Here is a 26,582-nt window from a genome sequence, read left to right on the forward strand (position 1 = left end):
TTAAGTTTTTAGCAGTATAATACGTCAATCAAAACGTTTTCAAATTTAATAAAAGGAAGCACACATCATGACAACATTACACAAAAAAGGCTTGCCCGCTTGGGTTGAAGTCGCAGCAGATGACACAAAGGCAGCAGTCGAATTTTATACCAGCCTCTTTGGTTGGACAAGTCAATCCATTGGTGATGAAAATTTTGAATATCACATTTTATTGAACAATGGCAAGACGGTTGGCGGACTTTCAGGCAAGATGAACCCTTATCAACCAACGCAATGGTTAACTTATCTGGAAACCGATGATATTGAAAAGACAATTTCTGAAGTGACTGAAAATGGCGGACAAATCTATATGCCAGCCACTGATATGCCTGGTGGAAAATTCACAGTTGCAAGCGACCCTGCGGGTTCACCTTTTGGGATTGTTGAGGGAACGGGCATGAACGAAGCCCTGAATGAAGTCGGTGGCATTTGTTGGTATGAACTCGAATTAAACAAAGCTTTTAACACAACCGTTGATTTTTATAGTGCCGTTTTTGGCTGGCAAGCTCATACCGAAATTGACACGCCAGAAATGACTTATTTGACAGTTAGACAAATGCTTGGTATTTACACTGGCCCAGATTTTCCAGCCTATTTCAAAGACCAGTCTCAATGGTCAGTGACTTTTGCTGTTGAAGATGTGGAAGCCATTGCTAAGACAGCTGAAGGATTAGGTGCAACCGTAGAAGCGGTCAGAACTGGCACACCTTATGGCGATTTTGCCATGTTGCGTGACCCTCAAGGCGCCTTCTTTGTAGCCATGAAACCAAATCTCCCATCAAAATAAAAAGATAAAAACTGTCAGTACTGACAGTTTTTTGTCTTTAAAATTTTTATACTTGACAGGATTTAGAAGACTATGCTATAATAATTAATGTTCGTAAAGAACAGACCGAAGACAGTAGGGGGCATAAGCCATAAACATCCTACCGAGGACAAACATTTTTAAAGAATGATTGAACTCTCTATGTCTTTTGGATGTGGATTTTTTTATTTTTTAGATCCGCAACAAAATAAAATGGAGGTAAAAAAATGAGCGATTACAAAGTAAATGAAGCAACTATTGCTGTTAAATCAGAATTAGTTGACGTCTATGCTAAGAAATTTGCCGAAGCAGTATCTGTTGTCGTAGCTGACTCACGTGGTTTGACAGTTGAACAAGATACACAACTTCGTAAAAACTTGCGTGAAGCTGGTGTTGAATTCAAAGTAGTTAAGAATTCAATATTGCGTCGTGCAGCAGAAAAAGCTGGTATCGAAGGAATGGAATTTTCTGGCCCTTCAGCAGTAGCTTTCTCCAATGAAGATGTTGTAGCTCCTGCTAAAATTTTGAGCGAATTTGCTAAAACAGCAGAAAACCTTGAAGTTAAAGGCGGAATTATCGAAGGTAAAGTATCTTCACACGAAGAAATTGCAGCAATTGCAGCTCTTCCAAGCCGCGAAGGACTTCTTTCTATGCTTCTCTCAGTGCTTCAAGCACCTGTTCGCAACGTGGCTCTTGCAGTCAAAGCAGTTGCAGACAAAGCAGAATCAGCAGCTTAATTTCATTTGAAATCAAATTGTTGAAATCCGTTGCTTAATTTGATTAAGTAACAAAACATATCGGCGGATTAACGCATAATAAAATTCTAATAGGAGAATATCAAAATGGCATTGAACATTGAAAACATCGTTGCTGAACTTGAAACAGCAACAATCCTTGAACTTTCTGAACTTGTAAAAGCAATCGAAGAAAAATTTGACGTAACAGCAGCAGCTCCAGTAGCTGTAGCAGCAGCAGGTGCTGGTGAAGCAGCAGCTAAAGATAGCTTCGACGTTATCCTTACATCTGCAGGCGACAAGAAAATCGGCGTTATCAAAGTCGTTCGCGAAATCACTGGTCTTGGACTTAAAGAAGCTAAAACTCTCGTTGATGGTGCTCCAGCTCCAATCAAAGAAGGTGTTGCAACTGCAGAAGCTGAAGAACTCAAAGCTAAACTTGAAGAAGCTGGCGCTTCAGTAGAACTTAAGTAATCGAGTCTTTGATTCTGTCGTCAATTCAAATTGAATAACGAATTAAAACACAACCAAATCATTTGGTTGTGTTTTTTTGACTTTAAACAATTATTTTTGTCCATAATAAGATAAATGCTACAATTAAATCAGAGCTATCACTGAAATTTTTGATGTATATCCGATTGATTGAGAGGATGATCAAAGATGACTTAAAAATATAACTGAAAGGAAATTTCATGGCAAGACCTACAACTAAAACTGATTTATTAGAATCTGCGACTCAGTCCTATCTTGACTTACAGCAGTGTTTGTCAGCACTGACAGAAAATGAGCGGATGACGGCTTTTGATTTTTCACAGGATTCGAAAAAGAAAGAAGCCCATTGGGCAAGGGACAAAAATGTGAGAGATGTACTCGCTCACTTGCACGAGTGGCATTGTTTAGTCATTAACTGGGTGGAGGGAAATTTGGAAGGCAACGATAAAAAATTTTTCCCAGAACCTTATAATTGGCGCACGTATGGCCAATACAATCTAGAAATCTTTGAGCATTATCAAACGGTTCCTCTTGAGCAAGTTCAAGAAAAGTTTGCTCAATTGCATGAGGAAATTTTATCTCTTATCGGGCGGTTTTCAAATGACGAGCTATTTTCAAAAGGAACTTACCCTTGGGTTGGTGGAAGTAGCCTAGGTTCTTATTTTGTTAGCGCGACCTCTAGTCATTACGAGTGGGCGATGAAAAAACTCAAGGCACATCAAAGAAGGTTGAAAAATAAAGAGAAGTAAGGAATTAAGCGGGCGAAAGCCTGCCTTTTTTATTTTAAAAGCGTTCAGATGAAAACGTAACCAAATTGTAATGATATATTATTTCTTTATATGTTATAATAAATTCAAATAAAGAAATAAAATATCTAGGAGGGCAAATGATAAATCTTGATCATCTGACGACAGAGAAAAATAATGAAAAGTCAGTTCATTTGGATGAAATGACGGTTGGTGAGAGCTTGATTGCCATGAACAATGAGGATAAGCAAGTAGCACAAGCAGTTGAGGGCATTTTGCCAGTAATTGAAAAAGTTGTTGAAGCGGTGATTGATTCATTTAATCATCAGGGACGCTTGATTTATTTTGGGGCAGGAACAAGCGGAAGACTTGGCATCTTAGATGCTGCTGAATGTGTTCCAACTTTTGGGATTGATTCGGAAATGGTTGTTGGTCTCATCGCCGGTGGACCGAGTGCGATGATCAATGCGATTGAAGGCGCTGAAGACGATGCTTCACTTGGAAAATTTGATTTGGAACAACTCCATCTTAATGCAAATGACACCGTGATTGGCATTGCGGCAAGTGGTCGCACACCTTATGTGATTGGCGGGCTAGATTATGCGAATAGCATTGGAGCCACAACGGTTTCTCTTGCCTGCAATAAAAATGCTAAGATGAGTTCCCATGCAAAATACCCGATTGAAGTTGATTGTGGGCCTGAATTTCTGACTGGATCAACCCGATTAAAAGTTGGAAGCGCTCAAAAAATGATTTTGAATATGATTTCCACACTTTCAATGGTTGGAATTGGCAAGGTTTATAAAAACCTGATGGTTGATTTGAAGCCAACAAATCTTAAGTTGGTTGAAAGAAGCAAGCATATCATCATGCAAGCAACCGGCTGTACGTATGACCAAGCCGAAAATCTTTTTGAAGCTTCTGGTGAAAATGTGAAAACCGCGATTGTCATGTTCTTGACTCATTCCACTTTTGAAGAAGCAGAGGTTTTACTCAAAGCAACAAACGGCTTCGTTCGAAAGTCAATTCAGTAGGTTGTGATATATTATTTTAAATAGAAAATTATATTTATAAAAAGGAGAAATTATGAATGCGATTATTCATTTTTTAGAGAAGTATTTACAAGGCCCAATGACCAAGCTTTCTCAGCAACGTCACTTGCAAGCCATTCGTAACGGAGTTGTCTCAGCTTTACCTTTCATCATCGTCGGGTCGATTTTCCTGATTGTTGCCATGCCGCCTGTTCCAACAGATTGGGGAATTGCCAAATGGTCTGCGGAACACATCACTGAAATTATGATTCCTTATCGTTTGACCATGTACATCATGACCATTTATATGACCTTTGGGATTGGTTACAATTTGGCAAAATCATATAAAATTGATGCACTGGCAGGTGGACAGCTTTCAGTTGCTGCCTTCTTGATGACCATTACACCAATCGCTGATCCAAAACTTGGTCAAATTTTGCCAATGGCAAATCTTGGTGGACAAGGGTTGTTCATGGGGATTATCACCAGTTTCTTTGCGGTTGAAGTTTTGAGATTATGTAAAGAAAAGAACTTTACAATCAAAATGCCTGAAGCAGCACCACCTTTTGTTTCACGTCCTTTCGAAGCGCTTATTCCAGTAATTATCGTAATTGGCGTTATGGCTTTGATTACCGTTGTTTTCAAAGTAGATTTGAATGCATTGATGATGGAGCTTTTTGCACCGATTATTAAGGCTGGAAATACGCCTTGGGGAATTTTACTAGTCATCTTCTTGAATGGTTTCTTGTGGGCCTTCGGTGTTCACGGAGCTGCGGTTGTTGGGGCGGTTGCCACACCAATTTGGCAAGTATATGTTCAACAAAATGCAGCTGCTGTTGCAGACGGAAAACCAATGCCAAATATCGCACCAGAACCTTTCTATCAATGGTTTGTTTATATCGGTGGTTCAGGAGTTACGCTTGGTTTATTGATTGCCATTTTCTTAGTGGCAAAATCAAAATTTGCAAAATCCATTGCCAAATTAGGTTTCATTCCTGGCTTGTTCAATATCAATGAACCTGTTATGTTTGGTGCTCCTGTAGTCTTAAATCCACTCTTGATCATTCCATTTATTATTTCACCAATGGTGGGTGGTTTAATCGCCTACGCAGCAACGGCGCTTGACATTGTCGGAAAAGCTTATGTTACTGTCCCATGGACAATGCCTGCTCCAATCGGCGCCTTCTTAGCAACAGGCGGAGACTGGAAAGCCATTATCCTTGTTTTAGTCAACTTGGCCATCTCAATCTTGATTTATATCCCATTCATCAAAATGTGGGACCAAAAACTTGTTGAACAAGAAGCAGGCGAAGGTATTTCTGAAGATTTAGCTTAAAAACTCAATGTAGTTGCTTGTTTAGTAACTACATTTTTTTATAAAGGAGAAGGAATGGTTTATGCAGTTGGTCTGATGTCAGGCACGTCGCTTGATGGCATCGACGCAGCCCTTGTCACGATTGACAACAGTAAAAAAAGTCCTCAAGTAAAAGAATTGGCTTTTCTGACCTTGGCTTATACTGAAGTTGAAAAAGAGCAGATTAAAGCTTGTCTTTCTCTTGAAGACTCGGATGTTCAAAAAATATGCAGCTTGAATTTTTCACTTGGAAAGAAGATGGCCATGGCAGTGAAGTCGGTCTGTCAAAAAGTTAATTTTCCACTGGAAAAATTAGATTTTATCGCCTCACATGGTCAAACCATTTGGCATCAACCTCAAAAAACTGATACACTGGTGTCATCTACCTTGCAAATTGGAGAAGCCGCTGTCATTGCTTACGAGACAAATTGTCAAGTGGTTTCTAATTTTAGAGTGATGGACATGGCTGCTGGTGGGCAAGGCGCACCTTTAGTTCCATTTTCAGAAGGGCTCTTATATCATGATCCAAAAAATTCACGGCTTTTACAAAATATTGGTGGCATTGGTAATGTTACGTTGATTCCTAAAGAGAGCTCAGACCTTTCTTTTCTTGCCTTTGATACAGGGCCAGGAAACATGATGATTGACGAAGCCTGCCAAATCTTTTTCAATCAGGCTTATGATGACTCCGGAAAGATTGCTGCTTCAGGACAGGTTAATCTGTCATTGCTGACAGCACTTTTAAGTCATCCTTTCTTCAATGAAGAGGCGCCAAAAACAACCGGGCGGGAGATGTTTGGCGCACAGCGCGTCCATCAGTTGGTTGAACAATATCCAGAGCTTAAAGGCGAAGATGTCGTTGCAACCTTAACCATGTTCACAGCTCAGACCATTGCCAATGCTTATCGTGAATTCATTTTTCCCAAAATTAGCATTGATCAAGTCATCATTGGTGGTGGTGGAAGTTATAATCTGACGTTATTAGAGATGTTACGGGACTTGCTTCCAGAAATAGAGCTACTCACGCAAGAAGATTTAGGACGATCATCAGAGTCAAAAGAAGCAGTTGCCTTTGCTTTATTGGCAAATGAAAGCTTGCATCACCGACCAAGTAACATCCCATTTGCAACAGGTGCTAAAGAAGCTGTTATTTTAGGGACGCTAACCCCAGCACCATTTAGAAAATAAGGAGACACACATGAAAACATTAGGTATTTCAATTTATCCAGAACACTCAACGATTGAAAAAGACAAGGCATATATTCAACTGGCGCATCGGTATGGTTTTAAGAAAATTTTTACCTGTCTTTTATCTGTTGATGGCGACAAAGAAAAAATATTGGCAGAGTTTAAAGAACTGATTGCCTTTGCAAATGCTTTGGATTTTGAAGTTACTCTGGACATTTCCCCACGAATTTTTGAAAGTCTTGGCATTTCTTATAATGATTTATCTTTCTTTGCCGAAATGGGTGCTGATAGTATAAGACTTGACCAAGGATTTACTGGGCAAGAAGAAGCCTTGATGACTTACAATCCTTACGGCTTAAATATCGAAATCAACATGTCGCAAGCCAATAAATATTTGGACAATCTCTTGTCATACGTGCCAAATCTGGAAAAATTGACGGGCTGTCATAATTTTTATCCTCATCGTTATGCTGGACTTTCTGAAGCTTTCTTTTTAGAATGTTCTAAGAAATTCAAAGCCCAACAGTTGCGGACAGCGGCCTTTGTCAGCTCTGACAATGCGACTTTTGGCCCTTGGCCAATCATGGAAGGTTTATGTACGGTTGAAGATTATCGTGATTTACCGATTGACATTCAAGCCCAAAAACTGTTTGCGACAGGTTTGATCGATGATGTTATCATCGCCAATGCTTATGCTTCAGAGGCTGATTTGAAAGCATTAGCTGATTTGAACAAAGATATGTTGACTTTCACGATTGAGCTTTATCCAACGATTACAGCTTTGGAACGCAAAATTGTCCTTGAAGAAGCACATTTTTATCGGGGAGATATTTCTGATTATTTAATTCGTTCAACACAATCTCGTGTCAAATATAAAAATGAAAGTTTCAAACCAACCGCTACACCAGACATTAAACGGGGTGATCTTTTGATTGAAAATGAACGCTATGGTCAATACAAAGGAGAGTTGCAAATTGCGCTCAAACCGATGAAAAATTCAGGTAAAACGAATGTCGTGGGACGCATCATTCCAGAAGCCATCAGTTTACTTGACGACATCAAACCATGGCAAAATTTCCAGTTTACTGAAAAATAAAGGAGAAAAAATGGAATATATGATTGCTGTTGATGCGGGAGGCACCAAGACTGAAAGTGTTGCTTACTCAATGGATGGACAGGTTTTGGCTGAACAAAAAGCAGCTTTCGGCAATATTTTAATCGACCCTGAGCTGGCATTAAATCATATTTGTGAAAGCATTGAGCAGCTCTTGCTACAACTCGCTCCTGATGATTGCAATATGCTTGTGCTTGGGATTGCAGGATCGGACAGTAAAAAACACGAGTCCCTCATACAGCAGCGCCTTGAAAAATTCAAATTACCATTTTTGGTCACCAATGATGCCTATTTGGCTCATGCTGCCTATTTTAAAGGTGAAAGTGGTGTATTGACTATTGCTGGTACTGGTGCAGTCAGTATTGCTGTCAACGCTGACAAGAAAGCCATGCTGGGCGGCTGGGGACACTTGTTAGGGGATGAAGGTAGCGGTTACTGGCTTGCGATTTCAGCCATTAAACTAGCCATTCTCCAATTTGAAAGGAACGCAAGCAGTTCGTCAGCGCTGACAGAAAGCATTTTAGACTTTTATCAGCTGAAAAATCTGTCAGAAGTTAAAAATATTGTTTATGGCGGCAGCAAAGCAGATGTGGCAAGCCTAGTGCCGACACTCGTAAGTTTAGCCAATGAAGGCAATAAAGAAGTCGCGACTTTATTTGAAGCAGCAGCTCAAGAATTGTCAGCGCTGACCGCACGCGCCATTGAAAAAGCAGAACTCATGGATGCACCGATTGTTGCAATAAAAGGCAGTATTCTAACGTACATTGAGTCTATTCAAGTTGCCTTTATCAAAAATGTGAGACAGGTTTATCCAAACGTTCAGTTTATTACGGAAGATCTTTCATCAACACTCGGCGGTTTTTATTTGTCACAAAAGGAAACTTCGACTCCTGGTATAGATATGTTATAATAGAGTCAGAAAAAATTCAGAAGAGAGGTATTTTAATGAACACTTTTTTAATCATTAAACAAGAATACCAAAACTTTAGCCCTGTCGAACGAAAAATTGCCGATTATATTTTGGAAAATGGTGCTATGGTTTTAACCCTTAGCGCACAAGAAATGGCCAAGAAAGCAGGCACAAGTCCAGCTGCACTGGTTCGATTTAGTCGAAGAATTGGCCTTACTGGCTTTACACAGCTCAAACAAAAAATTTCAGCATCCCTTGCCAGTATGGATAACTCAGATGATTTTGAGGAAGTCAAAAAAGACGAGTCGGTGGGATCAATCAAACGAAAAGTAAGCATTCGAATGAATACTATGATCGAACAAACCAACGATTTACTTGTCGATGAAACAGTGACGCGCGTTTCCAATCTCCTAGATGCATCGGATTTGATATTTGTCTATGGTTTTGGAGCGTCTGGTTTAGTTGCACAAGATATCTTCCAAAAATTCACCAGAATTGGAAAACAGGTTTTTTATGTGCAAGACATCCATCATTTTTCATCTTCTTTGGTGGCTTTAAAAGAAAATGCAGTCTTTATTGCCATTTCAAACTCGGGAAACACCAAGTCATTGCTCCGTTTATGCTCGATTGCACAGCAAAACGAAATTCCCATTGTAGGCATTACTAGTGATAAAAACTCAAAACTTGCCAAAATGACCAATGAACTTTTACAATCGACCTCAGGTGATACCTTTGTCATGCGTGCAGCAGCGACAATTTCACTGATGGCTCAACTTTATGTTGTTGATATTTTGTTTTATACCTATCTCTCAAATCATTACGATGATGGAATGTCTGTCATTCAATCCACAAGAGACGCCATACTCGATTTTGATCAATTATAAAATAAAAACGCTAGGCATTTACCTGGCGTTTTTTTATTTATACAATACCTTGAGCTGACATGGCCTGCGCGACTTTCAAGAAGCCGGCGATATTGGCACCGACAAGCAAATTGCCCTTGGCACCGAATTTCTCAGCTGCTGAAGCGGATTGGTCATAAATGTCTTTCATGATTTGATAAAGTTTTTGATCGACATCTTCAAAAGTCCAGTTGACTCGGCTACTGTTTTGAGCCATTTCAAGTGCAGAGACAGCAACACCACCAGCGTTGGCAGCTTTTGCCGGCCCAAACAAGACGCCTTTAGCATGGAATTCATTTACGGCATCCGTAGTTGATGGCATGTTAGCGCCTTCCACGACTGCAATGAGGCCATTTTCAATCAAGACTTTGGCATGTTCCAAATGAAGTTCATTTTGTGTGGCACAAGGGAAAGCCAAATCGGCCTTAATGTGCCAAATTGAACCTGCAGAAGCCTCAGTATAAACCGCATTTGGATGATGAGCAACATATTCTGAAATTCGACCGTGTTCAACTTCTTTAATTTGTTTGAGTGTATCGAGCTGAATGCCGTTTTCGTCAAAGATAAAGCCAGAAGAATCAGAAGCAGCAACGACTTTTGCCCCAAGTTGATGGAGTTTTTCAATGGCATAAATGGCTACATTTCCAGAACCAGAAACAATTGCCCTTTTTCCTGCCATACTTTGTCCAGCATGCTCAAGCATTTGTTGGGCAAAATAAATTGCACCGTAACCAGTCGCTTCAGTTCGTGCGAGTGAGCCACCGTAAGCCAGCCCTTTACCTGTCAAAATGCCAGCCTCAGAACCATTCAAGCGTTTGTATTGACCGTAGAGATAGCCGATTTCACGCCCCCCGACACCAATATCTCCTGCAGGAACATCGATGTCTAAACCAATATGTTTTTGAAGTTCTGTCATGAAACTTTGACAAAAACGCATGATTTCAAAATCTGATTTTCCTTTTGGATCAAAATTTGACCCACCTTTTCCGCCACCAATTGGTTGTCCGGTCAATGCATTTTTAAAAATCTGTTCAAAGCCCAGAAATTTAACGATGGATTGATTGACAGAAGGATGAAATCTCAAGCCACCTTTATATGGACCAATGGCAGATGAGTATTGAACCCGATAACCGCGGTTGACCTGAACAACCCCTTTATCATCTACCCAAGGGACACGAAATGAGACGATGCGTTCAGGTTCGACCAAGCGCTCAAGCAGATTTTCTTCAATATAATTAGGATATTGATCAAAGACGGGAGCAAGTGCATCGAAAACCTCTTCGACAGCCTGAAGAAATTCGACTTCATTGCTGTTTTGTGCCTCAACTTTTTGATAGACGTGATTGACATATTCTTTTCCTGTAAGGGTCATAGGTTCTCCTTTTAAATTAAACGTTATGTTAAATATTATAAATTTTCTGAATATTATTGTCAAGAATAATGTCATATCTGCTAGAGAAGTTGATTGATGTGAGAGTTTACTGGCTTTGTAATCGATTGTAATGGTTTTATTCTTTGAATTTAATAAAAAAAGCTGAATTTTTGCAAAACTATTTCCAATAAAAGTGTATAATAACATAAAATGAATTTTAGTTACTAATCATTCTTTTATGCTTTATGTTATTAAAAAGAGAATAGAGAAAAAAGATGGACAAAAAATTAGAAGCTTATGAACAAAAAGTACTGGAGAGTTCAAAAATTCCCATTGCTTATTATGAAAAATTCGATGTAAAAAAAGGTTTACGTGACATTAACGGCGTCGGTGTTTTAGCTGGTTTGACCAATATCTCTGCCGTGCATTCCCATGATAAAGAAGGCAATCAGATTCCTGGTATTTTGGAATATCGAGCCTATGATGTTAAGGCTATTGTATCACATTTGAGGCTGGAAAATCGCTTCGGTTTTGAGGAGATGACTTATTTACTGCTTTTTGGCAATTTACCAAGTCAAGAGGAACTTTCGGAATTTCAAAGTCTTCTCGCTGAAAAAAGAAAATTACCCGAGCGTTTTGTTCGTGATGTCATCTTGTCTCACCCGAACGATGATGTGATGAATTTGATGAGTTTAAGCATTTTGTCGCTTGCCAGTTATGACGATGCGGTTCGAGACATTTCGATTGGTAAGGTGCTGGATCAATCGCTTGATCTGATTGCAAATTTCCCTTTGATTGCCATTTACGGATATCAAGCGCACAGCCATTATCACAAAAATGAGAGCTTATATATCCATTACCCGAAAGCTGAACTGACAACGGCGGAAAATATTTTGCGACTTTTACGGCCGGATTGTTCTTATACAGATACAGAAGCAAAAGCTTTGGATATTGCCCTCATTTTGCATATGGAGCATGGCGGCGGAAATAATTCGACCTTTACGACACATGTCGTCACTTCCTCTGGTTCGGATACATATGCCACCATTGCGGCTGCCTTATCAAGTCTTAAGGGGCCAAAACATGGGGGCGCCAATATCAAGGCAGCACAAATGCTGTCAGATATCCGAGAAAATGTTGTCAACCCTGACGATGAAGCTGAAATTTCAGCATATCTATCGAAAATTCTCAATAAAGAAGCATTTGATAAAAAAGGCTTGATATATGGCATCGGTCACGCCATCTATACGGTTAGTGACCCTCGATTTGAAATCTTTAAGGCTTATGTCGCTGATTTGGCAGCGGAAAAAGGGCGTGAAGAAGAATTTCAATTTTACCAAAAGGTTGAACGATTGGCACCGCAAGTCATTCAAAAAGAACGAAAAACCTATAAGACCATTTCGCCAAATATTGATTTTTACTCTGGTTTTGTGTATGAAATGCTTGGAATTCCTGGTGAATTATATACGCCCTTGTTTGCCATTGCCCGTATCGTTGGCTGGTCAGCGCACCGTATCGAAGAATTGATCAATATGAATAAAATCATTCGCCCAGCCTATGAAAGTGTCTTGATTTCCAAAGAATATGTAGAATTAAAGGATAGAAAATGAAAAAATTAACTGTTTTAAATCGAACTTACGACTACTGCGATATTTCTGATTTTCCTGACATTGAAAAATATCCCTACAGTCTGCGCATGTTATTAGAAAGTGTGCTGAGGCAAGAAAATGGCTTGTCCATTACGAAGGAACATGCAAAAGTCATTCAAACATATCTTGAAGGTAAAACGGGCGCCGAAACAGTTTTTCTCCCCAGTCGTGTCGTTTTGCAAGATTTCACGGGTGTCCCTGCCATTGTTGATTTGGCTGCCATGCGTGACGCCATGGTCAAATTAGGAAAAAATCCAAGTCTAATCAATCCTGAAATTCCTGTGGATCTGGTGATTGACCATTCTGTCCAAGTCGATGAGCAAGCCAGCGAATGGGCAATCTTGAAAAACTCACAAAAAGAATTTGAACGCAATCATGAACGCTATGCTTTTTTGAAATGGGCAGAAAAAAGCTTTGATAATTTTAGAGTGGTTCCACCTGCGACAGGGATTATTCATCAGGTTAACATTGAATATTTAAGTCATTTGGTGCAAGAAAAAGAGGGGCTGATTTATCCAGATAGCGTCTTTGGAACTGACAGTCATACCACCATGATTAATGGCTTGGGGGTACTCGGTTGGGGTGTCGGCGGCATTGAAGCAGAAGCGGTCATGTTAGGGGAGCCAAGTGCTATTCCACTTCCAGAAGTCATTGGTGTCAATTTGACGGGCGAATTAGGCCCTTTTGCAACCGCAACTGATTTGGCTTTAACGGTAACAAAAGTCTTGCGCGATGCCAAAGTCGTTGGAAAATTCGTTGAATTTTTTGGCAAAGGCTTAGGCAATTTATCGGTTGCTGACCGGACGACCATTGCCAATATGGCACCGGAATACGGAGCGACCTGCGGTTATTTTCCGATTGATGAGAAAACGCTTGACTATTTGCGTAATACCAACCGTAAAGAAGAAGAATTGCTACTGATTGAAGCTTATATGAAAGCCAACTGTCTTTTTTATGATGACAAAACAGAGCCTCAATACAGCCGTGTGATTGAGATTGACTTGACGACCATTACAAGTCGCATGTCGGGCCCCTCACGTCCGCAGGACATGGTCGAATTGGCAGATTTATCCCAAAATTTTGAAGCCTTTGTCACGCAACAACGGCCGCTCAAAAAAGAAGACGGGCGAGTGGCTATCGCAGCCATCACGAGCTGTACCAATACCAGTAATCCTTATGTTATGATGATGGCCGGACTCCTTGCCAAAAATGCTGTAGAACGTGGCTTGAGCGTGCCTTCTTATGTCAAAACGTCATTGGCACCAGGTTCAAAAGTGGTTACTGCCTACTTGGAAGCTTCGGGCTTGTTGCCTTATCTTGAAAAGCTAGGCTTTCATGTTGTCGGTTATGGCTGCACCACCTGTATTGGAAATTCGGGACCTCTTTTGCCAGAGATGGAAGAAGCTGTCAGCGCTGACGACTTGATTGTTGCCAGTGTTTTAAGTGGAAATCGAAATTTTGAAGGGCGTATTCATCCGCTGGTCAAAGCCAATTATCTGGCCAGTCCACCTTTAGTTGTCGCTTATGCTTTAGCTGGAAATGTTAGACGAAATCTGACCACGACCAGCTTGGGCATTGACAATGATGGGCAGGACGTTTTTTTAAGTGAACTTATGCCCACGGCTCTAGAAGTCGAAGTGCTAGTCAAAAAATACGTGACCCGCGATTTATATGCTGAAAATTATGCTAAAATTTTTGATGAAAATGAAGCATGGAATGCCATTGAAACGAGCCAAAGCGAAGTTTATGCTTGGAATGAAAATTCGACTTATATTTCAAATCCGCCTTATTTTGAGACTTTAGAAGAAAGCCTGCCAGAAACTGGACAGCTATCCGGCTTACGTGTCCTTGGAAAATTTGGCGACTCTATCACCACTGACCACATTAGCCCAGCAGGAAACATTCCCTTGCAATCTCCAGCTGGAAAATATCTGTCAGCGGCTGGCCTTGCTTACAAGGATTTCAATAGCTACGGCTCACGACGAGGAAATGATAAGGTCATGACCCGCGGGACTTTTGCCAATGTCCGCATTAAAAATCAACTGGCTCTGGGACAAGAAGGCGGCTATTCGCAATACAATGGCCAAGTGCTTCCCGTTTACGATGTCGCCGAGGCTTACAAACAAGAACATACGGGACTCATTATCTTGGCAGGGAAAGATTATGGCATGGGATCTAGTCGAGATTGGGCAGCGAAAGGAACCAAACTTTTAGGTGTTAAGGCTGTCATTGCTGACAGTTTTGAGCGTATTCATCGGAGTAATTTGGTCATGATGGGCGTGCTTCCATTGCAGTATTTAGACGGACAAAATGCAGAAACACTGGGCTTAACTGGCTATGAAAGTTTTAACATTGACTTACCCAAAAAGCCACAGATTTTGGAGGAAATTACGGTTCAGGCAGATGACAAAGTTTTTCAAGTCCTCTTACGTTTCGACTCACAGTCAGACCTGCAGTACTATGCCAATGACGGCATCATGCCTTACGTTATCAGAAATAAAAAGGAGTGAAGAATTGAAAATCAAAATGCACGAGGGACAACTCATTGTCCCAAATGAAGCAAGCATTACTTATATTGAAGGTGATGGCGTCGGTCAGGACATTTTTCTTGCGGCAAAAAATGTCTTTGATTGGGCAGTTAAACTGGCTTATGCGGGAGAGAAAAAAATTGATTGGATCAAATTAACGGCAGGGCAGTCTGCTTTTGAGGCAACAGGAAGCTATTTGCCAGACGCAACGCTAGAAGCCATTCACTCACATCTGATTAGCATTAAAGGGCCATTGATGACACCAGTGGGCGAAGGTTTTCGGTCAATCAATGTCAGTCTGCGGCAAAAATTAGATTTATTTGCCTGTGTGAGACCGGTTGAATATTTCGCAGGGATCAATGCCCCAATCAAGCACCCAGAAGATGTCAATATGACCATTTTCAGAGAAAATACGGAAGACATTTATGCAGGTATTGAGTTTGCCAGCGGAAGTATCGAAGCGCAAAAATTGACAGCCTTTCTTGCTCAAGAATTGCAGAGCTCAAAAATCCGTTTTGACAAAACTTCAGCACTTGGAATTAAACCTGTCAGCCCTGACGGTAGTAAGCGCCTTGTAGTCGCAGCATTTGACTATGCTGTCAGCCACAAAAAGCAACGCTTGACCATTGTTCATAAAGGTAACATTATGAAATTTACCGAAGGGGGATTTCGAAAATGGGCCTATGAAGTTGCCGAAGATTACCCGACTTTTACCAAGCTCACTTATGAGGCAATCAAAGTAAAAGAAGGTGTAGCCGCTGCAGAAGCAGCAAAAGCAGAAGCGCTAGCAGCTGGTCTCATCTATGTGGACGATGTCATTGCTGACAATTTCTTGCAACAAATCATCATCAATCCAGAACAATTTCAGGTGATTGCCACTTTGAATTTGAACGGGGATTATCTGTCAGATGCCTTGGCTGCCGAGGTTGGCGGGATTGGGATTGCGCCTGGTGCCAATATCAATTATCAGACGGGGCATGCCATCTTCGAAGCGACACATGGGACTGCGCCAGATCTTGCAGGGCTAAATGTAGCCAATCCGTCAAGTTTGATTTTGTCAGGGCTGATGATGTTTGAATATCTGGGCTGGTTTGAAGCAGCCGAACGCATTCGCAAAGCCTTGAGTACAGCGATTTTAGAAGGGCAAGTGACACAAGATTTGGGCGGGAAGCTCTCGACAAGTCAATTTTCAGACCTTCTGATTGAAAAAATGAAAGTATAATAAAACACCAACTGGTGTTTTATTTTTTTGTCAGGTCAATTTCAGATGCTTCGCCAAAGACTTGCTTTGCTGCACCTTCGTATTGTTTTGAATTTTTTGAAGAAAAAGTAAAATCGAAACTCCGAATTCGGTTGATAATGCGCGTGAAGTCATTGAAAAGATTGGTATTTTTGATTTCTAAACTGAGTATATCCGTTTGGCGACCGAAATCTTTCGTCAAGTCCTTAATCTCTTCACGGAGCGCATTTTCTAAAATTTTGATCTTGATTTCCATCAACTGATCTTTGTTTTCCAATTCAAAAGTGCTGACCTGTCTGGAAATGGTCAAGAATGTTTTGGCAACACGATTGCGGAGTTTAGGGAAATCATACTTCGAAATCTCAATTTGTGAGTTCCAAATCTTGCGACGCAGCTCGATTTCCATTTGACTCAGCTCTGTCTTCATTTGATAGACAAAGGCCGAATGCGCATCATCAATAGGTTCTCCCTGATCAATCTTTTCTTGAATGATAAAGCGTTCTGTAAAATAACGCACTTGTAAATCCGCATATTTCCACAAGACGCCAATCAAATCAACGGCATAGCTCTGAAGGTCATTGCGTTGATGACGTTTCAAGTCTTTGACATTTCCGTTATGGTTGAAACGCACATTGATAATGAGTGATAAGGCAGGCACAAATGATAAGATGGCCGCTGTAGTAAGAGATAATTCCATAGTTGTCCTTTCACAATGATACAATCCACTGTTTCATGTATTGTAACTAGTATATCACGAAAAACTAAAACTAAGATTATAATTTTTACTTTTTTATTGAAAATAATGTATTTTTACGATAATTTATTTTTTGTAAAATAAAAAAATAATGATAAGATTAAAGAACGGAGGAGAAAAATGAATAAATTATTAAATAAATTTGAAAGTAAGACCCTAATTTTTCTTGAAAAACTCAGTTTTCTTGCCTTAATTTTAGTCGGCTTATTGATTGCCTTTTTCATATTTAGAGAAATCTTTAATATGTTTATGCTTGTTTTTAAAGCCGAAACGCCGACACAATACTATAAAATATTGGATAGCGTCCTTTCATTTTTCATCTTTTTCGAATTTTTAACATTGATTATTACCTCGATTAAGCACAAGGGACATGTCTCACTCATTTTCCTCTTATCACTTGGCGTAACAGCCTTAATTCGTGTGGTATTGACTTATCATGACAATCTGATTGGCACTTTGGCTGTTTCAGCATCTATTTTAATTTTGATTGTTGGAATTGTGATTTTAAAACGCTTTATCTTTCCTGATGAACCAAGTGATGAGCATTTATAAGAAAAAACACAGTTGTAACTGTGTTTTTTAGCTGAAGGAAAGATAGATGATTTGGCTAGAGTCAATTAACACTTTTTCATAATCATCTTGAATTTCAACTTCATCGTTGTTCATGCGTGCCGCTTTGACTTTCTCAAAAGCAGAGAGGGCATTTTTTTCTCTTTAAATTTAAGCAAAATGAGGACAGGGATGCCACTGAGGTAAATTTTGATATTGTATCTCGTTTTTGCCTTTTTAACTGTAATAGATTGGATTTCACCAGATTTTTGGTTCATCTTTGCCTCCTTTTCGTTTAAATCAAGTCCCCAAAAGATAAAAATTAAGTGTTCTGTTTATCATTCGAGACTAAATAAGCCATCTTTGATTTTTGTATAACAATTATAACATATATTTATTGAAAATGTAACTAATATGTTATTTAAGAAATAAAAAAGAAAAGGCTCTCATTTTTTGACGACAGGAACCCAAAATTCTCCAGAATAATTTCCATCTTCATTTTGAACTCGAAATGTTGCATTTGGCCCACCGATGTAGGCGTAATCGGTAATCGTCGTTAAAACACTGCTAAATGCACGATAGGTCAGCTCATCAAAAAGCTCATCTTTTGCCCCTTCGCCAGCAACGACGATATAATCACTCTCAGGAAACTCAATGATACGCGTAATATCGGTCGGAATTTTAGATGTTTGAACGGCAAAATAATTCCAGGGTTTGCCCTGATAAACCTCATTTACTGACCATTCTCTCTCATCTTTGGCGATTTTTTTGAGCTGGTCAAATCGGCCATCACTTTTCAATCCCTGCCAAAAGTTTTCTTTCTCTGCTTTCAAGGCTTCCATTTCCTGAAAATTTGATTGAATTGTAAAACCGTAGCCTACCAAGCGAAATGCACCATGGTGAATCAGTTGATATTCTGACATTTTTTCTCCTTTTTTATATTATTATATTTCAAGACCTTCTGAATTTCAACTCCAAAAGGAGAATTTAGATTTTCTCAGCGCGTAAAAGCAGTTCAGCAGTGAAATTTCCTTCTTCATTTGGACGAACCGCAATGGTATTGCCTGGGCCGATGTATTTGTAGTCTGTGATGGTTTGCATGATGCCGCCGAAAAATTGACCTGTTAATTGATCTGCCAATTGGGATGCATTGTCTCCGTCAAGACTGACGGAAATGTAGTCTCCTGCCAAAAATTCGAGAACGGTTGTTCCTTCAAAATCAAAAGCTCCGATGACACCAAAGCCACGTCAAGCCTTCCCATTAAGCACATAATTTATTTGGTAGCTTTGACCGTCACTCAATGCTGTCAGCGCTGACAGCTTACCAGTTGCTGTAATTTCTTCTTTCAAGCTGGCAGTTTTCTTTGCATTTCCTTCCCAATCGTTGAAATCGTCAAAAGAAGTACCGAAAGCGGTCATTTTAAAGTTGTGTTCCATTGTTTTGATAAGATAAGTCATTGTTAAGTTCCTCACGCACATTGCGTTCTTTCTTTTTATTTATAAATTCATTCTATCAAGTAAATGTATCAGAAAATGATACTTTTTATTATTTTTGCTATAATAAAGCCATGAATAAGACCGAACGAATCAATCTCATCATGCGGTATATCAACAACAGAGCACAGTTTGCGATTAAAGAAATCATGCATGAATTTGATATTTCGAGAGCAACAGCCATACGAGACATCAATGAGATTCAGCAAATGGGATTTCCCTTAGTAGCAGAGCGTGGACGGGCTGGGGGTTATTTTGTCATGTCCAATCAATTTTTACCATCCGTTCGTTTTACCTCGGACGAATTAAAAGCTGTTTTCATTAGTTTTATGGCTTCGAAAAATTCACAGCTTCCTTATCTTCAAAATCGTCGTTCTATTTCGGAAAAACTGATTGGTATTGCAACTCAAGCACAACAAGATGAGCTGATTGATTTGAATCAACTACTTTTGTTTGAAAATACGAATCCTGCAAATCCCAATTTGCTTGAATTGGACGATGCGGCACCGCCAGAACTTAACCAGCTCATCAGATTAGCATCAAAAAATCAACATTTACAAGTCAGTTATGACATGGGAATGGGCTTTGTTGCACGGATGGATGTTTATATTTTACATCTCCTCAATAGTAATGGGCAATGGCTGGTAGAGCTTTATGATTTAGAACAGCATCAGTTTATGTTTTTGCCTGTTGTTCAGCTTCGAGATTCAAAAAGCTCCGAACGAGATTTAGAAATGACCGAGGCAGAGATTTTAGAAGAAAAATTAGATCAAGGCCGTCAAGCAAATCTCATTGTTCTTCTTGATGGAATCGCCATTCAACGCTTTAAGAGACTTCATCCACCAGGTTTGATTTTGTCATTTACTGGTATGTTTCAAAGTAGTGGACGTTTTAATGCTCAAATTGATGTCAGTAATGACGAGGACTTAGATTATTACCGGGATTGGCTCTTGTTTTTAGGCCCAGGTGTTCAATATGTAAAAATACCAGAAGCACTAGCAAATAAAATCAAGAAACGGGCCGAAAGTCTAATGAAGCCTTAATTTTTCAAAAGCCCCTATTACATTTTTTTGAGCTTTGTGTTAAAATAGAGGTAAATCAATACAAAGGAAGTGCCATGGATTATAAACGCTTATTTTTCAGACTCAATGAAAAATTACAAGAGCACAATTTGACGCTCAAAATACATTGTATTGGTGGTTTTGTTTTGGAATATTATGGCTTGAAAGCGACCGATGACATTGACGCCTTTTATGAGTCGTCTGAAAAGATTGATCAGTTGGTCGATGAGATTGGAACTGAATTTGGTCTAGGCACGCAAAAGGAAGCATGGCTTAATCATGCGGTTGGGCAAATCATGTCTGTCAGCGCTGACAACGATGAACTTGTCATCATTGACCTGTCAAATTTAACCGTCAGCATTTCATCATTAGAAGCGATTTTGATTGATAAGGTTCAGGCGGGTCGCGCAAAAGACATTCCAGATATTGCTAAAATCATGAAATATTTAGGCATCAATCGGCCAGACAAGCTTTTAAAAAGAGCTGTAGCTTATAATACTGGCGAGTCAGATCCGGCCATTATCCTTGAAGCTTTTAGCTTGGCTTACGGCGAGGAAGCATTAAAAAATTATTTACGAGAAAATCCAGAATTGTTGAGGTTATTAAGATGAGTTGGGTTGACTATTATGTTGCGGCTGCTCAAAAATCAAAATGGAATTTTGAGCTATGGTTGCGTTATTTGAATAAAGCCATAAATCGAGATGAAATCAGTCTCAGCAAAGAAGAGATTGACACGTTACTGAAATCAGAAGCTTTGACTAGCTTTCAAAAAGTCTTTTTAGAATTGGCTGTCCAAGAAGGCACAACGCCTTGGCAAATGACAGTGGAAATGTCAGAGCCAGCTCAGTTCACGCACTTAAATGCAGTTTTACAAGAATTATAAAAGAGCCTTGCTCTTTTTTTGTTTTTTCATCATAAATTTTTGACAAAGCTGTTCTGAAGCATTATGATGAAAGAAAAAATAAAGTAGGTAAAGCACATGACAAAACAAGTAGCCCTCATCACAGGCGCTTCCTCAGGAATTGGCTTTGCGACAGCTGTCGCACTAAAAAAAGCAGGCTACACCGTTTACGGTGCCGCAAGACGCTTGGAAAAATTGGAAGCCCTCCGCAAGTATGACATTAATATTGTCTCTCTTGATGTTACAGAAGACACTTCTATAGAGCAATGCATCAAAACAATATTTGATGCAGAAGGACGCATTGATGTTCTAGTAAATAATGCGGGTTATGGATCATTTGGTGCGGTTGAAGATGTACCGATGACTGAGGCCAGATGACAAATCGAAGTGAATTTGTTTGGCTTGGCACGCATGACACAACTGGTTTTGCCGGTCATGCGCGGACAAAAAACAGGAAAAATTGTCAACATTTCATCAATGGGTGGCAAAATCTGGACGCCTTTTGGCGCATGGTATCATGCAACCAAATTTGCGATTGAAGGCTTTTCAGATAGTTTACGACTGGAAGTCAAACCATTTGGTATCGATGTGATCTTGATTGAACCCGGTGGAATTGCGACAGATTGGGGAGAGATTGCGGCGGAACATTTAATCGAGAGCTCAAGTGAGGGGGCATACAAAACGCTTGCGCTCAGCGGTGCAGCTTCCCTTAGAAAAATGTACACGGGCAACCAACTCACCTCGCCTGACGTGATTGCTAACTGTATAAGGAAAGCTGTTCAAAAGAAAAAGCCAAAGACGAGATATTTGATTGGTTACATGGCCAAGCCGTCAGTACTGATGAAAAATCTTCTGGGCGATAAATTATATGACAAAATCATCATGAAAATGTTTTAATGAGCATTTAAAAAATAAATGTTGTCTTTTTGTCGGTTTATTGTATAATATAAATCATAAGTAACTGCTTTATCATATAAAAACAGGAGACTCTTGATGATTTATGAATTTATTAAGCACTATATTTTCTCTTTTTCCGTCTTGCTTATCAACGGCATTTCAATCCTCATTATACTTTATGGCACGCTGACAGCATTTATTCGAATGCTAAGCGACCGTAATACCAATCCAGTCACGCGCAACCAATGGATTAAAACCTATCTTGGCTCTTACATTTTGTTGTCACTTGAGTTTTTGATCGTGGCCGATATCATCGAAACCATTATCAACCAACCTTCCAAGACATTGCTAAACTGGGAATTATCGTTGTCATTCGAACCTTTATTTCTTATTTCTTAAATAAAGAAATCGAAGAAGGTAATAAGGAATACAATAAATAAAAAGCTTCTGTCAGCACTGACAGAAGTTTTTTTAGATGAAAAATAAGCTGGTGGTCGAATAATCACACAGTTGATTTTCCTTGTAAAGCTCAAGTGTGAAATCATGGCATTGGTGGGCTTGTGCATGATGAAGCGTAATGTTTAAAATCAAGTCAATATTGACTAAACCGCCAATTCCTAAGTCAATCATAGACACTTCCAGCGGTAAAGCCTGCTTATCAAAAATAATGCTGTTGGGACTTTTGAGCCGAAATTGGTACTGACTGGGCATTCCGTCAATGATGAGCTTTGCCACCAGATTGAGCGTTGCATCAAATGGATTGGGTGTCGGTACTGAAATAATCGTATCCATCGTGTTATTATTTACTGTCGGGAAAAATAAATTTATTTTATTCATTTGGATTTCCTTTTATCTTGTCATTTATTTATTATTATACGCTTTATTTTGAAAATAAAAAAGCCCATCTGGTGAGTTGTGGACAATAGGAGCGGAATGTATGTGCTTTCATACATACAATTATATTATAACCTATTGTCAGACTTAAAGATACATATTTATACAAAAGAGGAATATGTATCAGAAAATGTAACAGCTTTCTTCTTTTATTGACCTGCCTTACACTATGGTAAGCTACAAAGTGACAGTCTTATGGTAAAATAGTTACAAGAACATGTAAGCTTTCAAAAAGAAAGGAACCAGACATGGATAGAATAAAGCATTCAGGACTGAGTCATGCGCAAGTAGAAGAACGCATGGCAAAGGGTCAAGTCAATCTGATTACGAGTGTCAATAATAAAAGCATCAAAGAAATCATCTTAAAAAATTCACTAACCCTCTTTAATTTAATCAATGCCTTACTTGCAGTGATTGTTATTATGGTAGGTTCATATAAAAACCTCTTATTTATCATTTCCATTCTGGTCAACACTGGGATTGGTATTTTTCAAGAAATCAAAGCCAAACGCTTGATTGATAAAATCTCGGTTGACGAAATCAGTGCCGTTCGTCTGGTCAGATCTGACCAAGAAGTTTTGCTACCGAAAGAAGAAATTGTCATTGATGACATTTTGTTGCTTGAGAAGGGAAGTCAAGTCCCAGTTGATGTGGTCAATCTGGACGAAAAAGTTTATATTGACGAGTCTTTGATTACGGGGGAGTCTGAGCTGATTGAAAAAAACAGCGGCGATAAGATTTATTCTGGCTCTATCATTGTTCAAGGCAAAAGTGCCATGCGTGCCATTGCTGTTGGCGAGGACACCATCATCAATACGCTGACCCTTGAAGCCAAGAAAATCAAAACGAAAAAATCAAAAACACAAATTGATATTGATAAAATTTTAAAAGTCATTGCATTTTTGGTTATTCCAGTCTCTTTGATTATTTTCTTAAATCAAATGTTTTTCACAGACCTCAATTTCTCCTCTCCAGACTCGAAAAAATTACTGCTCATTGGCGGTGTGACAGCCATTACCAGTCTCATCCCAGAAGGGTTGGTTTTATTGGCTTCTGGCGCATTAGCAATTGGTGCTGTAAAGCTGTCGCAAAAAAGAGTCTTGGCTCAAGACTTGCCTGCCATTGAAACGTTAGCACGTGTGGATACGGTTTGTTTTGATAAGACAGGAACCATCACAGAAGGTAAAATGACCTTATCTGACGTGCGTTATTTTTCTGAAAAAGAAAAAGTTGACCAAATCATGTCCACATTTATCCAGTTAGACAAAGATGGCAACGCAACGACCTTAGCCCTGCAAGAAAAGTACAATCAAGCAAAAGAAAATTTGGCTTTCGAGAAATTCTTGCCTTTTTCGTCCATCAATAAATATCAAGCCCTTCAAGTCATAGCTGACGGGACTTACATTCTTGGTGCTTTTGATATTGTCAGTGCTGACTATACGGCTGAACAAGAAGAAGCCATTCATCAGGCTGCAAAAACAGGTCATCGTGTGCTCGCATTGGTGCACAGTCTCAAGCCAATCGATGATAAAGATATTCTGAAATCAAGTGAACTCCTCAGTCTCTTCTTTATTCAAGACAAACCAAAACAATCAGCACTTGAAATTATTGAATTCTTCAAGAGCCAACAGATTGACATTAAAGTCATTTCTGGTGACCACATGGATACAGTGGCTGCCATTGCAAAAGAGGTTGGGATTGACGGAAATGCCATTGACCTCTCACAAGTTAATCTTGAGCAAGAGCCAACACTCGACCTTGAGGGTATCAGCATTTATGGACGTGCCAAACCTAAAGACAAACGTGAGATTATCAAGCAGTTGCAAGAAAATGGACACGTGGTTGCCATGGTTGGCGATGGCATTAACGATGTCCTTGCACTTAAAAATGCAGACTGTGCGATTGCTTTTGGAAATGGCGAGGACGCCACCAAATCCGTCGCTCAATTCGTGCTCTTAGACAATGATTTTTCAAAAGTGCCACTGATTATGCGAGAAGGACGCAAGGTAATCAATAACATCAATCGTGTCGCTGGTATGAGCTTATTGCGCGTGATATACACCATTGTTTTTGTAGCGCTCATGCTCTTTACAGTGAACCATTTTCCACTTGAATCAATCAATCTGACGCTGGTTGGTGTATTGACGATAGGCGTGCCAAGTAGTCTTCTCATTCTAGAAAATGATGTGCAACGGATTAAAAATAATTTCCTCGATCGCATCGTAAAAGAAATGGTGCCTTACGGCATATTGATCGGTGTTGCCATGTTTACCTTCATGATTTGGACAAATTCGAGACCAATCTACAGCGTAACCAGTCCAACAGAAATTTCAACGCGCCTCTTTATCACAGATACGACGCTCATTATTGGGAGCCTCCAACTCTTTGTCCTATACATGATTTGCAAACCCTTGAGCAACTACCAAAAATATGTTATCCTCTTTTCCATGCTGATTTTTTATACCACCTACTTTATCACACCCATCTCACGTTTCATCGGCACCACGTCAATAAAATACCTTTACTTTATTGTTCCAACAATCCTTTGTATGCTAGCCATCAAACTGGTGAGTCTGATTTATCATGCCAATGTCAAGGAAAAATAAAAGAAGCCGCAAGGCTTTTTTTATTGGATTTACAAGGCCGTCAGCTCTGACAAGCTTTCAAAGTAACTTATCACTAGCAAAATCTCCTTTTTAAGAACTGTGGTATAATGAAAAGATGAAAAAAATAGCAATTATTGGCGGTGGCATCATCGGAATGACCTTAGCCAATTATATCGACCCAGAACAATTTGAAATCACCCTCATTGATGCTGGTCACAATCAAGCAACGAAAGCCAGTGCGGGAATCATTTCTCCTTGGCTCTCAAAAAGAAGAAATAAAAAATGGTATCTCCTCGCAAAAAATGGTGCGGCATTTTTGGAACAACTGGTTGCTGATTTTGAGCTTGACGAAAGCATTTATGAAAAATGTGGAAGCTTGTTTGTCCGCGACAAAGATGCTCTAAAGGCTCTTGAAGAACTCGCTATCGAGCGGAAGAAAGAAGCCCCAGAAATCGGAGACATCCGTCTTCTTTCGCCTGAGGAAACAAGCGCGATGCTCCCTTTGTTGAAATCAACAGAAAGTTTGTATATTTCTGGTGGTGCAAGACTTGATGGAAAGGCTTATCTTGAAGCGCTCAAAAAACGCGCCCAAGCACGCGGTGTAAGCTTTATTAGTGCACAGGCGAAAGTTGAAAAAAAGGAAAATTCATGGCTTGTCAGTACTGACACAGACGGATTTCTTTTTGATCAGCTTGTTTTGACAGTTGGGCCAGCGCTCAATCAAATGCTTCAACCCTTGGGCTACACCGCGGCCGTTACTGCTCAAAAAGGTCAGCTTTTATCTTTTGATACATCTTTCACAACAGGGCAATGGCCCGTTGCCTTTTTGGAAGGAGAAGCAGATTTAATTCCTTTTCAAGATGGAAAAATTTTATTAGGCGCAACGCATGAAAATGAAGCGGGTTGGGATCTTGCGCCAACTCAAGCAGCCTATGACCAACTGACACAAGGCGTGCATCGTTTTTTAAAGGATGACCAAGTTCTTGATTTCCCATATCATTACCGTGTCGGAACCCGTGCCTATACGAAAGATTTTGCACCATTTTTTGGACCAATTGAGACCGAGAAAAATCTGATGCTAGCAAGCGGGCTCGGTTCGTCAGGGCTGACAACAGGCCCTTACATTGCCTATCTGATGGCTGATTACATCAATCATTCCTCAAAAGAGTGGGAAACCAGTGCCTTTCAGAAAGAAATGGCGCTTTACGTATGGCCAACAGAGAAATAAAAATTTTCTTCACTGAATAATCATACAGTAATAGAAAAATATTATCATAAATTATATAATATAAATTGTATAATATAATGTTTTTACTTACTGT

26 protein-coding genes, 2 pseudogenes and 1 other annotated feature are annotated in these 26,582 nt (G+C 39.6%); of the genes and pseudogenes, 21 read left to right on the forward strand and 7 right to left on the reverse strand.

Annotated features, from left to right (window positions below):
- Nucleotides 1–67: 67 nt before the first annotated feature.
- The 10 genes from GHI45_RS07320 (at nucleotide 68) to GHI45_RS07365 (ending at nucleotide 9,297) form a co-directional block, all read left to right on the forward strand.
- Nucleotides 68–826, forward strand: a complete 759-nt coding sequence (locus tag GHI45_RS07320; RefSeq protein WP_147780145.1) for a VOC family protein — start codon at nucleotides 68–70, stop codon at nucleotides 824–826.
- An 87-nt stretch (nucleotides 827–913) separates the two neighbouring features.
- Nucleotides 914–1,039, forward strand: a sequence feature (ribosomal protein L10 leader region).
- A gap of 32 nt (nucleotides 1,040–1,071) precedes the next feature.
- Nucleotides 1,072–1,581, forward strand: coding sequence for a 50S ribosomal protein L10 (gene rplJ, locus GHI45_RS07325; protein ID WP_147780144.1), 510 nt, complete (start codon nucleotides 1,072–1,074; stop codon nucleotides 1,579–1,581).
- A 105-nt stretch (nucleotides 1,582–1,686) separates the two neighbouring features.
- Complete coding sequence (gene rplL / locus GHI45_RS07330) at nucleotides 1,687–2,052, forward strand: 50S ribosomal protein L7/L12 (protein WP_147780143.1); 366 nt, start codon at nucleotides 1,687–1,689, stop codon at nucleotides 2,050–2,052.
- 218 nt (nucleotides 2,053–2,270) lie between these two features.
- Nucleotides 2,271–2,819 carry a ClbS/DfsB family four-helix bundle protein gene (locus GHI45_RS07335; protein ID WP_147780142.1) on the forward strand — a complete coding sequence of 183 codons (549 nt, stop codon included), beginning with the start codon at nucleotides 2,271–2,273 and terminating at the stop codon, nucleotides 2,817–2,819.
- Nucleotides 2,820–2,956: 137 nt separating this feature from the next.
- Complete coding sequence (gene murQ / locus GHI45_RS07340; protein ID WP_147780141.1) at nucleotides 2,957–3,850, forward strand: N-acetylmuramic acid 6-phosphate etherase; 894 nt, start codon at nucleotides 2,957–2,959, stop codon at nucleotides 3,848–3,850.
- A gap of 52 nt (nucleotides 3,851–3,902) precedes the next feature.
- The gene (locus GHI45_RS07345; protein ID WP_147780140.1) at nucleotides 3,903–5,183 is read left to right on the forward strand and encodes a PTS sugar transporter subunit IIC; all 1,281 of its coding nucleotides are present in this window, start codon (nucleotides 3,903–3,905) and stop codon (nucleotides 5,181–5,183) included.
- A 54-nt stretch (nucleotides 5,184–5,237) separates the two neighbouring features.
- Nucleotides 5,238–6,389, forward strand: coding sequence for an anhydro-N-acetylmuramic acid kinase AnmK (gene anmK, locus GHI45_RS07350; protein WP_147780139.1), 1,152 nt, complete (start codon nucleotides 5,238–5,240; stop codon nucleotides 6,387–6,389).
- Nucleotides 6,390–6,399: 10 nt separating this feature from the next.
- Nucleotides 6,400–7,485 carry a DUF871 domain-containing protein gene (locus GHI45_RS07355; protein ID WP_147780138.1) on the forward strand — a complete coding sequence of 362 codons (1,086 nt, stop codon included), beginning with the start codon at nucleotides 6,400–6,402 and terminating at the stop codon, nucleotides 7,483–7,485.
- A 10-nt stretch (nucleotides 7,486–7,495) separates the two neighbouring features.
- Nucleotides 7,496–8,413 carry an N-acetylglucosamine kinase gene (locus GHI45_RS07360; protein WP_187230097.1) on the forward strand — a complete coding sequence of 306 codons (918 nt, stop codon included), beginning with the start codon at nucleotides 7,496–7,498 and terminating at the stop codon, nucleotides 8,411–8,413.
- Between the two features lie 35 nt (nucleotides 8,414–8,448).
- A complete protein-coding gene (locus GHI45_RS07365; RefSeq protein WP_147780136.1) occupies nucleotides 8,449–9,297 on the forward strand; it encodes a MurR/RpiR family transcriptional regulator in 849 nt (282 codons plus the stop codon).
- A gap of 37 nt (nucleotides 9,298–9,334) precedes the next feature.
- On the opposite strand, the gene gdhA is transcribed toward GHI45_RS07365, so the two are convergent.
- Nucleotides 9,335–10,687: an NADP-specific glutamate dehydrogenase gene (gene gdhA, locus GHI45_RS07370; protein ID WP_147780135.1), complete on the reverse strand. Its 1,353-nt coding sequence runs from the start codon at nucleotides 10,685–10,687 to the stop codon at nucleotides 9,335–9,337.
- A gap of 275 nt (nucleotides 10,688–10,962) precedes the next feature.
- Here gdhA and GHI45_RS07375 point away from each other — a divergent pair, with 275 nt between their 5' ends.
- The 3 genes from GHI45_RS07375 to icd are packed head-to-tail and all read left to right on the forward strand — an operon-like array spanning nucleotide 10,963 to nucleotide 16,086.
- Nucleotides 10,963–12,297 (forward strand): citrate/2-methylcitrate synthase, encoded by a 1,335-nt coding sequence (locus GHI45_RS07375; RefSeq protein ID WP_147780134.1) that lies wholly within the window; start codon nucleotides 10,963–10,965, stop codon nucleotides 12,295–12,297.
- Nucleotides 12,294–14,846, forward strand: coding sequence for an aconitate hydratase AcnA (acnA, locus tag GHI45_RS07380; protein ID WP_147780133.1), 2,553 nt, complete (start codon nucleotides 12,294–12,296; stop codon nucleotides 14,844–14,846). Before GHI45_RS07375 ends, acnA begins: the two co-directional genes overlap by 4 nt.
- Before the next feature lie 4 nt (nucleotides 14,847–14,850).
- A complete protein-coding gene (gene icd, locus GHI45_RS07385; protein ID WP_147780132.1) occupies nucleotides 14,851–16,086 on the forward strand; it encodes an NADP-dependent isocitrate dehydrogenase in 1,236 nt (411 codons plus the stop codon).
- A gap of 19 nt (nucleotides 16,087–16,105) precedes the next feature.
- On the opposite strand, the gene GHI45_RS07390 is transcribed toward icd, so the two are convergent.
- The gene (locus tag GHI45_RS07390; RefSeq protein ID WP_147780131.1) at nucleotides 16,106–16,801 is read right to left on the reverse strand and encodes a hypothetical protein; all 696 of its coding nucleotides are present in this window, start codon (nucleotides 16,799–16,801) and stop codon (nucleotides 16,106–16,108) included.
- A gap of 177 nt (nucleotides 16,802–16,978) precedes the next feature.
- On the opposite strand from GHI45_RS07390, the gene psiE reads away from it, so the two are divergent.
- Complete coding sequence (gene psiE / locus GHI45_RS07395) at nucleotides 16,979–17,410, forward strand: phosphate-starvation-inducible protein PsiE (protein ID WP_147780130.1); 432 nt, start codon at nucleotides 16,979–16,981, stop codon at nucleotides 17,408–17,410.
- A 110-nt stretch (nucleotides 17,411–17,520) separates the two neighbouring features.
- Here psiE and GHI45_RS07400 read toward each other — a convergent pair whose 3' ends face one another.
- From GHI45_RS07400 to GHI45_RS11420, 4 genes are all read right to left on the reverse strand, one after another.
- Complete coding sequence (locus tag GHI45_RS07400) at nucleotides 17,521–17,685, reverse strand: hypothetical protein (protein ID WP_153497421.1); 165 nt, start codon at nucleotides 17,683–17,685, stop codon at nucleotides 17,521–17,523.
- A gap of 168 nt (nucleotides 17,686–17,853) precedes the next feature.
- Nucleotides 17,854–18,330 (reverse strand): GyrI-like domain-containing protein, encoded by a 477-nt coding sequence (locus GHI45_RS07405; protein WP_147780129.1) that lies wholly within the window; start codon nucleotides 18,328–18,330, stop codon nucleotides 17,854–17,856.
- Nucleotides 18,331–18,394: 64 nt separating this feature from the next.
- Entirely contained in the window at nucleotides 18,395–18,547 is a 153-nt protein-coding gene (locus GHI45_RS11415; protein ID WP_222705837.1) for a hypothetical protein, read from the reverse strand.
- 108 nt (nucleotides 18,548–18,655) lie between these two features.
- Complete coding sequence (locus GHI45_RS11420) at nucleotides 18,656–18,865, reverse strand: hypothetical protein (RefSeq protein WP_222705836.1); 210 nt, start codon at nucleotides 18,863–18,865, stop codon at nucleotides 18,656–18,658.
- A 110-nt stretch (nucleotides 18,866–18,975) separates the two neighbouring features.
- Here GHI45_RS11420 and GHI45_RS07415 point away from each other — a divergent pair, with 110 nt between their 5' ends.
- The 5 genes and pseudogenes from GHI45_RS07415 to GHI45_RS07435 all read left to right on the forward strand — a co-directional run bounded on the left by GHI45_RS07415 (nucleotide 18,976) and on the right by GHI45_RS07435 (nucleotide 22,200).
- Nucleotides 18,976–19,944 (forward strand): YafY family protein, encoded by a 969-nt coding sequence (locus GHI45_RS07415; protein WP_222705835.1) that lies wholly within the window; start codon nucleotides 18,976–18,978, stop codon nucleotides 19,942–19,944.
- Nucleotides 19,945–20,018: 74 nt separating this feature from the next.
- Nucleotides 20,019–20,573, forward strand: coding sequence for a DUF6036 family nucleotidyltransferase (locus tag GHI45_RS07420; RefSeq protein ID WP_147780128.1), 555 nt, complete (start codon nucleotides 20,019–20,021; stop codon nucleotides 20,571–20,573).
- Nucleotides 20,570–20,845, forward strand: a complete 276-nt coding sequence (locus GHI45_RS07425; RefSeq protein ID WP_147780127.1) for a hypothetical protein — start codon at nucleotides 20,570–20,572, stop codon at nucleotides 20,843–20,845. The genes GHI45_RS07420 and GHI45_RS07425 overlap by 4 nt, the downstream gene beginning before the upstream one ends.
- A 96-nt stretch (nucleotides 20,846–20,941) precedes the next feature.
- Nucleotides 20,942–21,760, forward strand: a pseudogene (locus GHI45_RS07430) (oxidoreductase).
- A gap of 96 nt (nucleotides 21,761–21,856) precedes the next feature.
- Nucleotides 21,857–22,200, forward strand: a pseudogene (locus tag GHI45_RS07435) (DUF1622 domain-containing protein).
- A 31-nt stretch (nucleotides 22,201–22,231) separates the two neighbouring features.
- On the opposite strand, the gene GHI45_RS07440 reads toward GHI45_RS07435, so the two are convergent.
- Nucleotides 22,232–22,597 (reverse strand): hypothetical protein, encoded by a 366-nt coding sequence (locus GHI45_RS07440; RefSeq protein ID WP_147780126.1) that lies wholly within the window; start codon nucleotides 22,595–22,597, stop codon nucleotides 22,232–22,234.
- A gap of 305 nt (nucleotides 22,598–22,902) precedes the next feature.
- On the opposite strand from GHI45_RS07440, the gene GHI45_RS07445 reads away from it, so the two are divergent.
- Both GHI45_RS07445 and GHI45_RS07450 read left to right on the forward strand, forming a co-directional pair.
- Nucleotides 22,903–25,260 (forward strand): HAD-IC family P-type ATPase, encoded by a 2,358-nt coding sequence (locus GHI45_RS07445; RefSeq protein WP_147780125.1) that lies wholly within the window; start codon nucleotides 22,903–22,905, stop codon nucleotides 25,258–25,260.
- Nucleotides 25,261–25,375: 115 nt separating this feature from the next.
- Nucleotides 25,376–26,488, forward strand: a complete 1,113-nt coding sequence (locus GHI45_RS07450) for an FAD-binding oxidoreductase (protein ID WP_147780124.1) — start codon at nucleotides 25,376–25,378, stop codon at nucleotides 26,486–26,488.
- Nucleotides 26,489–26,582 lie beyond the last annotated feature (94 nt).

Source organism: Lactococcus sp. dk101 (assembly GCF_009601055.1).
Classification (GTDB): Bacteria; Bacillota; Bacilli; order Lactobacillales; family Streptococcaceae; genus Lactococcus.

Bases quoted from the DNA above. Each gene is read 5' to 3' on its own strand.
- GHI45_RS07320 (WP_147780145.1), top strand. From the start codon at position 68: ATGACAACATTACACAAAAAAGGCTTGCCCGCTTGGGTTGAAGTCGCA.
- rplJ (WP_147780144.1), top strand. From the start codon at position 1,072: ATGAGCGATTACAAAGTAAATGAAGCAACTATTGCTGTTAAATCAGAA.
- rplL (WP_147780143.1), top strand. From the start codon at position 1,687: ATGGCATTGAACATTGAAAACATCGTTGCTGAACTTGAAACAGCAACA.
- GHI45_RS07335 (WP_147780142.1), top strand. From the start codon at position 2,271: ATGGCAAGACCTACAACTAAAACTGATTTATTAGAATCTGCGACTCAG.
- murQ (WP_147780141.1), top strand. From the start codon at position 2,957: ATGATAAATCTTGATCATCTGACGACAGAGAAAAATAATGAAAAGTCA.
- GHI45_RS07345 (WP_147780140.1), top strand. From the start codon at position 3,903: ATGAATGCGATTATTCATTTTTTAGAGAAGTATTTACAAGGCCCAATG.
- anmK (WP_147780139.1), top strand. From the start codon at position 5,238: ATGGTTTATGCAGTTGGTCTGATGTCAGGCACGTCGCTTGATGGCATC.
- GHI45_RS07355 (WP_147780138.1), top strand. From the start codon at position 6,400: ATGAAAACATTAGGTATTTCAATTTATCCAGAACACTCAACGATTGAA.
- GHI45_RS07360 (WP_187230097.1), top strand. From the start codon at position 7,496: ATGGAATATATGATTGCTGTTGATGCGGGAGGCACCAAGACTGAAAGT.
- GHI45_RS07365 (WP_147780136.1), top strand. From the start codon at position 8,449: ATGAACACTTTTTTAATCATTAAACAAGAATACCAAAACTTTAGCCCT.
- gdhA (WP_147780135.1), bottom strand. From the start codon at position 10,687: ATGACCCTTACAGGAAAAGAATATGTCAATCACGTCTATCAAAAAGTT.
- GHI45_RS07375 (WP_147780134.1), top strand. From the start codon at position 10,963: ATGGACAAAAAATTAGAAGCTTATGAACAAAAAGTACTGGAGAGTTCA.
- acnA (WP_147780133.1), top strand. From the start codon at position 12,294: ATGAAAAAATTAACTGTTTTAAATCGAACTTACGACTACTGCGATATT.
- GHI45_RS07390 (WP_147780131.1), bottom strand. From the start codon at position 16,801: ATGGAATTATCTCTTACTACAGCGGCCATCTTATCATTTGTGCCTGCC.
- psiE (WP_147780130.1), top strand. From the start codon at position 16,979: ATGAATAAATTATTAAATAAATTTGAAAGTAAGACCCTAATTTTTCTT.
- GHI45_RS07400 (WP_153497421.1), bottom strand. From the start codon at position 17,685: ATGAACCAAAAATCTGGTGAAATCCAATCTATTACAGTTAAAAAGGCA.
- GHI45_RS07405 (WP_147780129.1), bottom strand. From the start codon at position 18,330: ATGTCAGAATATCAACTGATTCACCATGGTGCATTTCGCTTGGTAGGC.
- GHI45_RS11420 (WP_222705836.1), bottom strand. From the start codon at position 18,865: ATGACTTATCTTATCAAAACAATGGAACACAACTTTAAAATGACCGCT.
- GHI45_RS07415 (WP_222705835.1), top strand. From the start codon at position 18,976: ATGAATAAGACCGAACGAATCAATCTCATCATGCGGTATATCAACAAC.
- GHI45_RS07420 (WP_147780128.1), top strand. From the start codon at position 20,019: ATGGATTATAAACGCTTATTTTTCAGACTCAATGAAAAATTACAAGAG.
- GHI45_RS07425 (WP_147780127.1), top strand. From the start codon at position 20,570: ATGAGTTGGGTTGACTATTATGTTGCGGCTGCTCAAAAATCAAAATGG.
- GHI45_RS07440 (WP_147780126.1), bottom strand. From the start codon at position 22,597: ATGAATAAAATAAATTTATTTTTCCCGACAGTAAATAATAACACGATG.
- GHI45_RS07445 (WP_147780125.1), top strand. From the start codon at position 22,903: ATGGATAGAATAAAGCATTCAGGACTGAGTCATGCGCAAGTAGAAGAA.
- GHI45_RS07450 (WP_147780124.1), top strand. From the start codon at position 25,376: ATGAAAAAAATAGCAATTATTGGCGGTGGCATCATCGGAATGACCTTA.